Source organism: Evtepia gabavorous, from assembly GCF_003425665.1.
In the GTDB taxonomy this organism is placed as follows: domain Bacteria; phylum Bacillota; class Clostridia; order Oscillospirales; family Oscillospiraceae; genus Evtepia; species Evtepia gabavorous.
Genome location: NZ_QQRQ01000009.1, coordinates 69,523 through 82,026, shown reverse-complemented (window position 1 = coordinate 82,026; position 12,504 = coordinate 69,523). Strand labels below are relative to the sequence as shown.

At 59.9% G+C, this 12,504-nt stretch carries 10 protein-coding genes; 1 reads left to right on the top strand and 9 read right to left on the bottom strand.

Annotated features, from left to right (window positions below; translation table 11 throughout):
- Window positions 1-6: 6 nt before the first annotated feature.
- The 9 genes from hrcA to ilvD form a co-directional block, all read right to left on the bottom strand.
- Complete coding sequence (hrcA, locus tag DV520_RS07115) at window positions 7-1,065, bottom strand: heat-inducible transcriptional repressor HrcA (protein ID WP_021918905.1); 1,059 nt, start codon at window positions 1,063-1,065, stop codon at window positions 7-9.
- A gap of 287 nt (window positions 1,066-1,352) precedes the next feature.
- Complete coding sequence (locus tag DV520_RS07110) at window positions 1,353-4,013, bottom strand: ABC transporter permease (protein ID WP_242984662.1); 2,661 nt, start codon at window positions 4,011-4,013, stop codon at window positions 1,353-1,355.
- Window positions 4,014-4,020: 7 nt separating this feature from the next.
- Complete coding sequence (locus tag DV520_RS07105; protein WP_117142276.1) at window positions 4,021-4,692, bottom strand: ABC transporter ATP-binding protein; 672 nt, start codon at window positions 4,690-4,692, stop codon at window positions 4,021-4,023.
- Window positions 4,693-4,791: 99 nt separating this feature from the next.
- Window positions 4,792-5,730 (bottom strand): sensor histidine kinase, encoded by a 939-nt coding sequence (locus DV520_RS07100; RefSeq protein WP_117142275.1) that lies wholly within the window; start codon window positions 5,728-5,730, stop codon window positions 4,792-4,794.
- Window position 5,731: 1 nt separating this feature from the next.
- Window positions 5,732-6,406, bottom strand: a complete 675-nt coding sequence (locus tag DV520_RS07095) for a response regulator transcription factor (protein ID WP_117142274.1) — start codon at window positions 6,404-6,406, stop codon at window positions 5,732-5,734.
- 234 nt (window positions 6,407-6,640) lie between these two features.
- Window positions 6,641-7,117: a hypothetical protein gene (locus tag DV520_RS07090; RefSeq protein WP_117142273.1), complete on the bottom strand. Its 477-nt coding sequence runs from the start codon at window positions 7,115-7,117 to the stop codon at window positions 6,641-6,643.
- A 250-nt stretch (window positions 7,118-7,367) separates the two neighbouring features.
- Window positions 7,368-8,741 carry an ATP-binding protein gene (locus DV520_RS07085; RefSeq protein WP_117142272.1) on the bottom strand — a complete coding sequence of 458 codons (1,374 nt, stop codon included), beginning with the start codon at window positions 8,739-8,741 and terminating at the stop codon, window positions 7,368-7,370.
- A gap of 89 nt (window positions 8,742-8,830) precedes the next feature.
- Window positions 8,831-9,895, bottom strand: a complete 1,065-nt coding sequence (locus DV520_RS07080; protein WP_117142271.1) for a branched-chain amino acid aminotransferase — start codon at window positions 9,893-9,895, stop codon at window positions 8,831-8,833.
- Window positions 9,896-9,970: 75 nt separating this feature from the next.
- Window positions 9,971-11,635, bottom strand: a complete 1,665-nt coding sequence (gene ilvD, locus DV520_RS07075) for a dihydroxy-acid dehydratase (protein WP_021918912.1) — start codon at window positions 11,633-11,635, stop codon at window positions 9,971-9,973.
- Window positions 11,636-11,764: 129 nt separating this feature from the next.
- Between ilvD and DV520_RS12675 the strand changes: the two genes are divergently transcribed.
- Entirely contained in the window at window positions 11,765-12,445 is a 681-nt protein-coding gene (locus DV520_RS12675) for a FadR/GntR family transcriptional regulator (protein WP_021918913.1), read from the top strand.
- Window positions 12,446-12,504: the final 59 nt, after the last annotated feature.

Below are 12,504 nucleotides of genomic sequence, written 5' to 3'. Positions count from 1 at the left end.
TCCTCCTCATTCTTCAGGTTCGCTCCCGGCGGGGGGCGGAATCTCGCCTTTGCCAAACATGCGGGAAAGACCTTCCGCAAAGTAGGACAACCGGGCCGCCAGGTCCGCATAGTCCATGCGGGTGGGGCCCACCACGCCGATGACGCCCTGCATTCCGCCGCCAATATCATAGCTGGCCATGATCACGCTGGATTCTTTCAACTCGTCGGCCACGTTCTCCGGGCCAATGAGAATTTTTACGTTTTCTCCCTGCACCACCGGCAGGTTGACCCCCTCTCCCATCTCGGAGAGAAAGTTCATCAGGGGTTCCGCCCGCTCCAGGCTCTGGTACTCCGGGTGGGCCAGCAGCGTGGGGATGCCAGCGGTGTGAATCACATTGGTCTCCAGCTCCTCCAGCACCTCCATGGCGAAGGAGACCACCAGACTGATCAGTCCGTAGGCCTCGCCCCCGGCATGGGAGGCCACCCGCGCCAGTTCCGGCCCCAGTTCCTCCAGGGTCAGGCCCGTAAACGAGGTATTCAGCAGGGTGCCCAGCAGCTGCAGCTGGGTCTCCGACAGGGGGGTAGGCAGGCGGAAGAGCTTATTCTTCACCATCTGGCCATCGGTCATCAGCACAGCGATGAACGCCGATTCCTCCACCATGAGCAGGTCATAGCGGGCGATGGTGGCTTTTCTGGTCCCCTTGGTCAGGGAAAAGGTGGGATACTTGGTCAGCTGGGAGATGATCTTCCCCGCCTCCGTCATCACCTGGTCCATTTCCCGGATTTTGAGGTTGAGAGCTTCGTTGATCTTTTGGGCCTCCTGCATGGTCAGCCGGTGCTCCTCCATGAGTTCGTTCACATACAGCCGGTATCCCTTGGGAGAGGGAATCCGTCCGGCGGAGGTATGGGGCTGTTCCAGGTAACCCAGGGTCTCCAACTCCGCCATCTCATTGCGGATGGTGGCGGAGGAGACCTTCAGGCCGGCGCTGACCACAATGGCTTTGGAGCCCACAGGTTCGGCGGTCTGTATGTAGTTTTCTACCACCGCGCGAAGGATCTGTTTTTTGCGCTCCGACAGTTCCATTCTCAGGCCTCCTTTGGCCTCTTCTATCATTTTAGCACTCATTCTCCCTGAGTGCTAAAGCTAATGTAGCACTTCCCCTGCAAAATGTCAAGCACTCCGAAAAAAATATCTGAGCTTCTTTTCACTTTCAGGACTTTTCATAGTTTTGTGTTCCCCCTGCTTCCGTTTTCGTGCAATCTTTGCACCTTCCCGGCGAGACTGCCAAAACGCCATCAACAAACCGGCCCTATCCTGTGGGATAGGGCCGGTTTGTTCCGAACGATTATGCAGTTTGACAGGGCAGCGCCTCAGCCCTCCGCCTCCCGCAGCCGCTCCACCACGGAGACCCGGGCCACCGACCGGTAAACCGCCAGCGGGACCAGGCCGCCCAGCAGCAGAAAGATCGGCAGCAGAATCAGAACCGGGGTCACCGTCAGATGATAGGTGAAGAACCAGAACAGGTTCTCCAGGGTGGGTGCGGACAGCGGCCCCAGCACCAGGGCCAGCACCAGGGCAATGAGGATAGACCCCAGCGCGTAGAAGAGGCCCTCCCAGACCAGCATGATCTTCAGCTGCCGCCCGGTCATGCCGATGGACTGGAGCACGGCAAACTCCCGCTTCCGGGTCAGGATGCCCGTCAAAATGGCGTTGAAGAAGTTCAGCACGCCCACCAGCCCCACAATGAAGCTCAGCGCCCCGCCCAGCATCAGGAACATGGCGCGGAAGCTCTCAAACTCCGCCTGGTAGGTGACCTTGCTCACATAGTCGTATTGGGGATTCTGGTTTTCCGTGTAGTCGGCCAGGAAGTCCTCCATGGCCGTCGCCCCGCCCTCCTGGGTGTTGAAGGCATAGAGCATCACGCTGTCACTCTGCGTATCTTGGCAGAATGTTGCATCGTTGAGCACAAATTCATCCGCCCCATAGTAGCCATAACCCAGACAGCTGGGCACAGCTACCAACGCCGCCACCTCATAGGTAACCTCTTGGTATTCCACCGCCCGGGACAAGTATGCCTCTTTCTCCGGGGGTTCGGACCCGAAGACCTCCCCGGTGGTGGGGCTGTAATATTCAAATTCTGACACGTACCGCAGGGTGACCTGGTCCCCCACCTTGGCCCAATGGGAGTCTGGCCTCCACTTGCCATAGTCATCCTTGTTATACACGGCGGCAATGTAGCGCCCGCCCGGCTCATACAGCTTGGACAGGTCCCCTTCCATCACGTCCAGCTGATCCAAGGCAAAGCCTTCCATGCCATAGAGCTGTGCTCTGTCCAGCAGGTGGTTCCCAGCATCCCGTTCCATGCCCGTAATCAAGCTCTCCATTTGCTCCTCGGTATACCACTGCTGGTTGGCAGAACGGAACCAGTCCTCCGTCACGCCCTCCTGTACTGCGGTCGTCATTCCATAGACCTTTCCCCCCTCGGCCACGCCGCCCTGGCTGGTCACCTGGTCAATGACCTCCTGGGGCAGGGCCATACCGGCGTGGAAGGTGTCCCCCACCTGAAAATGCCCCGCGTCCGCCAGGACAAAGTCCGTGCAGATGCTTTTGGAGAGATACTTGTCCATGTCAAAGCCCCCCACAAAGGTGGCCGTTATGGTGGTGAGCACCACCGCCAGGGACAGGGAGAGCACCGTCACCACGGTCTTGCCCTTGCTGCGGCCCAGGTTGGCTCGGGCCATGGAAAAGGGCGACACCCTTCCGCTGCCTCGCTTTGCCTTCTTCTTGCTTTGGCTGCCCTCCGTGTACCGTACCGCCTCAATGGGGGAGACCTTCGCCGCCAGCCGGCCTGGCTTGGCGCAGGACAGCAGCACGGTGAACAGGGCAAACAGGGCCGAGCCCACAAAGATCAGGGGATGCACGGACACGGTACTCACTACGCCGTCCAGCCGCTGGATCACCATGGGCGCCAGCAGACCGCCCACCATCCAGCCCAGCACAAGCCCGATGGGGATGCCGATACAGCTCAGAAGCAGCGCCTGCTGCCGCAGCAGAGCTTTGATCTGCCGCCCGGTGGTCCCGATGGTCTTCAGCAGGCCATAGAATCGGATGTCGTTGGTCACGGAGATCTGGAAGACATTATAGATAATCAGGTATCCGGTGAACACAATCAGCAGCAGCACCGCCGCCAGCGCCGCCAGCGTGGCCGGGTCCATGTTCTCGGCCATCTTGGCTCCGGTGTAGCCCCAGTTCACGCCGGTATTCACATAATTGTCCTCCTGCCGGTTCTGGTCCTGATAGCCGTGGTTGGCCAGAATGGTCTGGACATCCTGTTCAATGTGCAGGGAGCTGTCCAGCATCACATCCAGGCCCCAGAGTCCCGCGCCGGAGGCGTCCTGTCCAGGGACATATCCCGTCTCCGCCAGGATGGACTCCAGCCGGCTCTCGGGAATGAGCACATGGTCAGCCGGGATGGCCTCGTCATATTCCCACCAGCCGCAGAGGGTAAAGGTCTGGGTGGTCTCCACCGAGCCCGCCCCGATCCCGAAGGTCAGGGTAAACTCCGCCCCCAAAACAGGCTCCACCCCCAGCAGCTCCAGTACCCGGGTGTCGGTGGCCGCCTCATTGGTGCCCTCCTGGGGCAGGCGTCCCTCCTGGGGCTGGCAGAACATCCACTTGGCCTGGGTTGGGTCGGAGTAGCCGATCTCCACATGGCTCTTGTGAAAGGGGGCCTCTGTGGGCATCCCTATGAACCGGCGCAGGCCCCACTCCTTAATCAGGGGGTCCTCCTTGATCTCCCCAAATTGTTCCTGGGTCAATGATTTGAAGGTGGCGTGGTTATATCCCCCCGCCTGCCGGAAATTGGACTGCTGAAAGCCGTCGTTGATGGACAGGGCGATGGTAAACAGGGAGGTAAAGAGCACCGTGGTCAGGGCGATGGCCAGCACGGCGATGCAGTTTCGGGTTTTGGCCGCCTTCATGGACTGGCGTCCCAAATGCCGGACGCAGGCTTTGTTGGATACGCGGATCATGTCCCTCTCACCCCCGGCTGGTAATCTGTCCATCCTCAATGCGGATGGTCCGGTCGGCCATTTGGGCAATCTCCTCATTGTGGGTGATCATCACAATGGTCTGGGCAAACCGCTGGGAGGTCACCTTGAGCAGCCCCATCACGTCCTGGCTGGTCTTGGAGTCCAGGTTGCCCGTGGGCTCATCGGCCAAAATAATGGCGGGCTTGGCCGCCAAGGCCCGGGCGATGGCCACCCGCTGCTGCTGACCCCCGGAGAGGTTGTTGGGCAAATTTTGGAGCTTCTTCTCCAGCCCCAGGGTGGCGATGATCTGCTCCACATAGGCCCGGTCCTCTACTTTGCCGTCCAGACGAATGGGCAGGACAATATTCTCGTAAACGTTGAGCACAGGCACCAGATTATAGTTTTGAAAGACGAAGCCGATCTTCCGGCGGCGGAAAATGGTCAGTTCCTCATCCTTAAGCTGAAAAATCTCCCGGCCATCCACCGTTACAGACCCCGACGTGGGCCGGTCTAAGCCTCCCAGCATGTGCAGCAGGGTGGACTTGCCGGACCCCGAGGTCCCCACCACCGCCACAAACTCTCCTTTTTCCACCGTGAGATGGACGCCGTCCAGGGCACGGACCTCCGTATCCCCTGCGCCGTAGACCTTTCGCAGGTCTCTGGTCTCCAAGATTGTCATATCAAATTCCTCCATGGTTCCAAACAGAAAATAGTCTGTACGTCCTTCGACAGTACAGACTATACCAGAGGATTCTTTCCACATTCTTTCTGAATTCTATCAGTTTCGAAAGATTCTCTCCGACGCGGCAGCCCCCTCCCGGGGAAGAAACAGGGAGAAGGTACTCCCCCGCCCTCGCTGGGAGGATACCTTGACATAGCCCCCCTGCCCCGCCGCAATCTGCCGGACCAGGTACAGGCCGATCCCAACGCCTTCCCCGTCCCGGGCCGCCGGAGCCCGGTAGAACCGCTGGAACACCTTGGCCTGCTCCTCCTCCGCCAGGCCCATCCCCGTGTCGGTCACGTCAATCCGGCAGAACAGCTCATAAGCGGTCACCGACACGGTGACCGCCCCGCCGGTGGGGGTGTACTTCACCCCGTTGTCCAACAGGTTGCACACCGCCTCCTCCGTCCACTTGGGGTCAAACCGCGCCTGGGCCTGGGTGGGCAGCAGGGTCAGTGTGATCCCCTTCCTGTCCGCCTTGGGCTGGAGTCCCGCCACCGCCTGTTCCAGCATAGGGGCCAGGGGCCCCACCACAGGCTGAAAGGTCAGGATGCCGTTCTCCAGGCGGGAGGTCTTCACCAGGGCTTCAATGAGGGTTTTTAATTTCTCCGCCTGTCTCTCCAGGGCCGCGGCACAGTCGCGGCCCTGGGGGGGCAGAGGCTGCTCCCCCAGCAGCTGGGCATACAACAAAAGATTGGCAATGGGCGTCTTGGTCTGGTGGGAGATGTCCCCAATGAGGGTTTTGATGGCGTCCTTTTCCGCCTGAAGGTTCCGCGCCGACACCGCGGAGGCCTCCAGGTAATCGGCCAGCCGGCTCTCCACCGCGGAAAAGAGGCTCTCGTCAAACTTGGTCGGGGAGAATTCCCCACAGATGGCCTGGTCCAGCATCCCATCCAGGCTTTGCAGGGTGCGCTTTTCCCGCCGGCGAAACCACAGCCCGCCGGCCAAGGCCCCCAGGACGGCGGAAACCGCGCACAGAACAACGGTCACTCCCATCTCACTTCACCGCCCAGGTATACCCGATCCCATAGACGGTTTTGAGATACCGGGGCTTGGATGGGACCTCCTCCAGCTTGTCCCGCAGCCGCTTCACCGTGACAGACAGGGCATTCTCCTCCACATATTCTGCACCATCGGTCCACACCCGGTCCACCAGGTCCCCCCGGCTGAGGGTGGTCCCCCGGTTCTGGACCAGGAGCCTCAACAGCCTTTGCTCCGTCTTGCTCAGCTCCACCAGCTTCCCCTTCTTTCGATACTCCATCCGGCCAAAGTCAAAGACAAATTCCCCGGTCTCCACCACCTCATTCCCGGCGCCTTTTCCCCGGCGCAGCTGGGCATTCACCCGGGCCCGGAGGACCGCCAGGGAAAAGGGCTTTGTAATGTAGTCCTCCGCCCCCAGCTCCAGCCCGGCCACAATGTCGGTCTCCAGATCATTGGCGGTGAGGAGGATCACCGGCACCCGCCCCTTGACCTCTTCCAGCAGGGACAGGCCGCTGCCGTCGGGGAGGTTCACATCCAAGATCAGCAGGGCAAAGGGCCCGGCCTCCTCCAGCGCCTGCCGGGCCTGGGCCAAAGTCCGGCACAAGGTCACCGGCCGGTCATCCCCCTGCAGCGCCAGCCGGACCCCCTCTCCCAAGGCCAGATCGTCCTCCAAAATCAGCAGCCGTTCCATCCTACGTCTCCTCTCTGCACCCGCGTCATTTTTGCGGTAAAATGATAGCACACTTTTCTCTCCCGGGCAAGGCAGAACGCCGGGAAACAAAAGAGACAGCCTGATCCGCCGCTCTTTGGACCAGGCTGTCTGCTCATCCCTTTGCTTCTAAAGGGGAAATTCACCGATTCGTCTTTTCCTATTCTGAAAAATATAAAACCAGGGCATGGGAGAACTCCCATACCCTGGTGTCCTTTAGGGTTGTGACATGGGCATATCGGCATTCAGGGAGATGACCGCCGCACTGTCATAAGCATCATATCCAGAGCCCAAGCTGACATAATAAGTAAAAGGTACCGTAGCTTGCCAACCATCGTCACTGAGGTAAATGTGCTCTCGGTCAATCTCTGCAACCCGGTTTACATGGAACCAGCCTTTCGCATTCTCTACCGTGGCCTCTCCGATGCCGGTAATCTGCTTTTTCCCTTCCTTATCGCTGTATTGGAAAGACAGAGTCACTAAGACCCCATAATCCTCACCCACGCTCACCGGAGTAGCTAAGGTACCTTGGCCGTTTTCTCCTAAGGTGAGAACTGGCTTGTCTGGCATGATTGGTTCCACTGCGGCAGTGTCTTGGACAGGCTCTGCTGAAATAGAAGCTGTTTCCTGCGGTGTACAGGCCGCTAAACCCAGTATCATCATCAAAAACATTCCGTAAAATAGATACCGCATAAGTTCCCCCCTTATTTTCTATGTCATAGTTTATCTATAACATAATTTCGCAAAATTCGCAACGCATTTTCATCATTTTATCTATTATATTTCAAATTGTTTTCCTCAATTACGGTATAATGAATAATTGAAAACACTTTTATATGTGATTTCATCAAGGTGTAGCGTATTCGCATATCCGACACACCCAAATTACAAGGCCACCTCTCCCTGTTTCTCAGAGAGAAGCGGCCTCGCTTTTAGACCCTCTTCAAATAGATGCTTCTCCCGGGGAAGGAGATTCTCTTTTTTCCATCTGGTTCCCCGAACCAGCAAATGCTGGGGCGCTGGCCCCACCCATATAGTTGATAAACTGCTGGGCCGTGCGGCCGGAGACGCCGCCGTGGCGCAGTTCCCACTTGTTGGCCTCCGCCAGCAGCACCTCCGCCGGCACCGTCAGGCCCTGCCGCTGGGCCAGGGTCCGAACCATCTCCTGGAACTGGGTCCGGTTGGGGATGGAATAGTTGATCCGCACGCCAAAGCGGGCGGAGAGGGAGAGCTTTTCCTCCAAGGTGTCCGAGTGGTGGACGTCGTTCTCATGCTCCATGTCCGCCCGGTCCTTCCAGGTCTCCCGGATGAGGTTTCGCCGGTTGGAGGTGGCGTAGAGAAGGATGTTGTCCGGTTTGGTCTCCACCCCGCCCTCAATCACCGCTTTGAGGAACTTATACTCCACCTCGTTCTCCTCAAAGGAGAGGTCATCAATAAAAATAATGAACCGGTAATTCCGGTTTTTCACCTTGGCAATCACCGCCGACAGGTCCCGGAACTGATGCTTATAAATCTCAATCATCCGCAGGCCCTGGTCATAGTACTCGTTGATCAGAGCCTTGACGCTGGAGGACTTGCCGGTGCCGGCGTCCCCATAGAGCAGGGCGTTGTTGGCGCTTCGCCCCGCCAGGAAGGCCTCCGTGTTGTGCCGCAGCTGCGCCTTCTGGCTCTCGTAACCCACCAGGTCCCGCAGCATGACCTTGTCCGTGTTGTAGATGGGGATAAACCCAATCCCCTCCGGCCCCGACTGGATGCGGAAGGCCTTATTCAGGCCCAGCATCCCCACGCCATACTGCCGGTAATGTTCCGTGACCAGACGGAAAAACGTCTCGTCATCCGGGGCCGCGGCCAGACGGCGGCTCAGGTCCCGGACCTTTTCACTGACGTTTTGGTTGTACCGCCGCCCGTGCTTGGCAATGGCCTTGTAATGGCTGAGGGTGGTAAAGCAGTCCAGGTTCAAATCCCCCTCCACGGCAGAAAAATCGTAGTGGAACAGGGCCCGAAAGACCCGAAAATCGTTCCGGGCAAAGTGGTTCACCGAGCCGTCCTGGGCGCCCACCCGCTCGGTAATCAGGCTGAAGGAGTTCTCGTTGGTCATCAGCAGAAAGGTCAGGTAGTTCTGCCACAGATTCTCGTCAAAGCCATACTCTGTCGCCAGGTCCAGCAGCCCCTTGACCTGGTGGTAAATGCCCCGCACCAGGGTCTGCCGGGGCATACTACTTCCCTTCCAAGCCTGGAACAGCGCCGCCAGTTTGGACAGAATGGCCTCTTCTCCCAAGTCTCCGTACAGGAGCAAGCGGGATACCAGTTGGTCCATTGTCAATCCTCCTATCGTTTTCTCCGCAGCAATTTGGCCGCCCGCAGGCGGCCAAATGGTGTGTTTTCTCGTTTTTCCAGGGGTGCGCCTCAGTCCACCCGGACCCGCCAGCCAAACTTGTCCTCCAGTCTGCCCAGCTGAATCCCGGTCACCGTGTCATAGAGCTTCTGGCTCAGAGGGCCAATCTCCCCGTTGCCGATGACCATGACATCGTCCTTATACCGCAGCTTGCCCACCGGGGAGATCACCGCGGCGGTGCCGGTGCCGAAGACCTCCTCCAGCTTGCCCTCCTTCTGGGCCTGGATGAGCTCCTCCACGGAGATTTTCCGCTCCTCCGTGGGCAGGCCCCAGTCCCGGCAGAGCTGGAGCACGGAGTTCCGGGTGATCCCCGGCAGGATGGACCCATTGAGCATGGGAGTGACCACCTTGCCGTCAATCTTGAAGAAGATGTTCATGGCGCCCACCTCTTCAATGTATTTCCGCTCCACCCCGTCCAGCCACAGGACCTGGGAATAGCCGTCGTCATGGGCCTTCACCTGGGCGGCCAGGGAAGCAGCGTAGTTGCCGCCAGTCTTGGCAAAGCCCATGCCGCCCCGGACCGCCCGGACATAGTCGTCCTCAATCCAGATGCCCACCGGCTCCAGGCCGCTTTCATAATAGGCGCCCGAGGGGGAGAGAATGATGATAAACTGGAAGGTTTGCGAGACATCCACCCCCAGGAAGGGCTCCGTGGCAATGATAAAGGGGCGGATGTACAGGGAGGTGCCGGGGGCCGTGGGAATCCAGTCCTGGTCCACGGAGACAATGGCCTTCACCGCCTGGACGTAGTCCTCCTCCGGAACCCGGGGGATGCAGAGGCGGTCGTTGGTGTCGTTGGTCCGCTTGGCATTCATGTCCGGGCGGAAAAGGTAGTTGGCCCCATCATCCCCCTTGTAGGCCTTCAGGCCCTCGAACATCTCCTGGCCGTAGTGAAACACCATGGCGGCGGGAGACAGGGTGAGGTCCTGATAGGGCACAATGCGGGGGTCGTGCCAACCCACTCCCTGGGTGTAGTCCATGACAAACATGTGGTCGGTAAAAATCCGGCCAAAGCCCAGATTTCCCTTGGGCTTTTCCTTGGGGGCTGTGGTTTTGGTGATCTTGATGTCTAACATTTGAAACGCTTCCCTTCTCAATACAAATACAATACGGCAGCGAAGCACCCCACAGGGCTGCCTCCGCCAATTCCTTTAAAAATCCAGAATGGCACCCTTGTCCGCCGAAGTCACCATCTTTGCGTAGCGGGCCAGGTAGCCCGTCTTGACCTTGGGTTCCGGACAGACCCAGGCGGCCTTCCGCCGGGCCAGTTCCTCATCGGAGACCTCCAGCTGAATCTTGCAGTTGGGGATATCAATGGAGATCAAATCTCCCTCCTCCACCAGACCGATGGTCCCGCCGGCGGCGGCCTCCGGGCTCACATGACCGATGGATGCCCCCCGGGTGGCCCCGGAAAACCGGCCGTCGGTGATGAGGGCCACAGATTCCCCCAGCCCCATGCCGCAGATGGCGGAGGTGGGGTTGAGCATCTCCCGCATGCCCGGGCCGCCCTTGGGCCCCTCGTAGCGGATGACCACCACATCGCCGGGATGGATCTTCTTCCCATAAATATCGGCAATGGCTTCCTCCTCGGAATTGTACACCCGGGCGGGGCCTTTGTGGACCATCATCTCCGGGGCCACGGCGGACTGCTTCACCACGCAGCCATCCGCAGCCAGGTTGCCCTTCAGAACCGCGATGCCGCCGCTCTGGGAGTAGGGATTCTCCAGGGGACGAATGACGGTGGGGTCCAGATTCTGGACCGGGGCCAGGTTCTCCGCCACGGTCTTTCCCGTGCAGGTGAGAAGGCTGGTGTCCAGCAGGTCCTTCTTGGTCAGCTCCTTCATCACCGCGTAAACGCCGCCGGCCCGCTCCAGGTCCTCCATAAAGGTGTCCCCCGCTGGGGCCAGATGGCACAGGTTGGGCGTCCGGGCGGAGATGGCGTTGGCCTCGTCCAGGTCAATGGTCACCCCGGCCTCATGGGCGATGGCGGGCAGGTGGAGCATGGTATTGGTGGAGCAGCCCAGGGCCATGTCCACGGTCTCCGCATTGTGGAAGGCCGCCGGCGTCATGATGTCCCGGGGCCGGATGTCCCGCCGGATCAGCTCCATGATCTGCATGCCCGCTTGCTTGGCCAGGCGGCGGCGGGCAGAGAGGGGCGCGGGAATGGTCCCGTTGCCGGGCAGAGCCATGCCAATGGCCTCTGTCAGGCAGTTCATGGAGTTGGCGGTATACATCCCTGAGCAGGAGCCGCAGCTGGGACATGCGTTCTCCTCGTACTCCCGCACCCCCGCCTCGTCCAGGGTGCCGGCGTGGTAGGCCCCCACCGCCTCAAACATATGGCTCAGGCAGGTGCGCCGGCCATCCCCCAGCCGGCCGGCCAGCATGGGACCGCCGGAGCAGAAGATGGTGGGGATATTCAGCCGGGCGGCCGCCATCAGCAGGCCCGGCACATTCTTGTCGCAGTTGGGCACCATGACCAGCCCGTCAAACTGGTGGGCGGTCACCATGGCCTCGGTGGAGTCGGCAATGAGGTCCCGGGTGACCAGGGAATACTTCATCCCCACATGGCCCATGGCAATGCCGTCACAGACCGCGATGGCGGGGAAGGTCACCGGGGTTCCCCCCGCCGCCCGGATGCCGGCCTTGACCGCCTCCACAATTTTATCCAGGTCCATGTGACCGGGTACAATCTCATTCCAGGAGCTCACCACCCCCACCAGGGGCCGGTTCAGCTCCTCCTCGGTATAGCCCAGGGCGTAGAGCAGGGACCGGTTGGGGGCCCGTTCCACGCCTTTTTTGATTTGATCGGAACGCATCAGGCTGTCCTCCTTATAAAAACTCATACAAAATTGTATGACCTCTCTTGAATTGTCTGACATTATATTATAGGATAGAGAGAGCAATGTCAAGGGAAATCCGCAGGTTTTCCCCAAAAGGAGGTCCCTATGGAGAAAAAAAGTCTATCCCAACAAACCGCCGACCGGCTGTACACCATGATCGTGGTGGAGCACCGCCTGTCCCCCGGCGAGAAGCTGCCCAGTGAGGTGGAGCTGGCCCGGGAGCTGGGGGTCAGCCGCACCACCCTGCGGGAGGCCCTCCATGTCCTGGTCTCCCAAAAAATCCTGGAGGCCCGCCGGGGGCGGGGCACCTTTGTCACCGACCAGGCAGCCCAGGTCAACGACTATGGCTTTTCCCACCTGGATCAGGTCCGGGGGGAGCTGAAGGACCTCTTTGAACTGCGGGCCATCTTTGAGCCCAGCGCCGCCCGGCTGGCCTGCCTCCGGGCCACGGAGGAGGAGATGGCGGACATCCTGGCCCGGGGAGAGGACGTGGACCGGTGCATCCGCCTGGGGCAGGACCGAACCGAGGCGGACCGGGAATTTCATGCCGCCATTGTCCGGGCCACCCACAACAGCTTCATGATGCGCCTGCTGCCCATGATCAACCAGGCGGTGGCCGCCGCCATTGCCTCTGGCCAGCACAAGGACCAGCTGGCGGAGGACACCCGCAAGGACCATGCCCTGCTGATGGACTTCTTCCGAAAGCGCGACGCCGCCGGCGCAGGGCATGCCATGGCCATTCACATGCACCACTCCATTGACGTCATGGGGCTGGGTACCCAGTGATCCCCCAGCAATCCCCTTGGGAACCCTTACGGAAAGGCAGTACCCGAATCGGGTGCTGC

Coding starts and splice junctions, on each gene's coding strand:
- DV520_RS07110 (WP_242984662.1), bottom strand. CDS start 4,013: ATGATCCGCGTATCCAACAAAGCCTGCGTCCGGCATTTGGGACGCCAG.
- DV520_RS07105 (WP_117142276.1), bottom strand. CDS start 4,692: ATGACAATCTTGGAGACCAGAGACCTGCGAAAGGTCTACGGCGCAGGG.
- DV520_RS12675 (WP_021918913.1), top strand. CDS start 11,765: ATGGAGAAAAAAAGTCTATCCCAACAAACCGCCGACCGGCTGTACACC.
- DV520_RS07095 (WP_117142274.1), bottom strand. CDS start 6,406: ATGGAACGGCTGCTGATTTTGGAGGACGATCTGGCCTTGGGAGAGGGG.
- hrcA (WP_021918905.1), bottom strand. CDS start 1,065: ATGGAACTGTCGGAGCGCAAAAAACAGATCCTTCGCGCGGTGGTAGAA.
- DV520_RS07090 (WP_117142273.1), bottom strand. CDS start 7,117: ATGCGGTATCTATTTTACGGAATGTTTTTGATGATGATACTGGGTTTA.
- DV520_RS07085 (WP_117142272.1), bottom strand. CDS start 8,741: ATGGACCAACTGGTATCCCGCTTGCTCCTGTACGGAGACTTGGGAGAA.
- ilvD (WP_021918912.1), bottom strand. CDS start 11,635: ATGCGTTCCGATCAAATCAAAAAAGGCGTGGAACGGGCCCCCAACCGG.
- DV520_RS07100 (WP_117142275.1), bottom strand. CDS start 5,730: ATGGGAGTGACCGTTGTTCTGTGCGCGGTTTCCGCCGTCCTGGGGGCC.
- DV520_RS07080 (WP_117142271.1), bottom strand. CDS start 9,895: ATGTTAGACATCAAGATCACCAAAACCACAGCCCCCAAGGAAAAGCCC.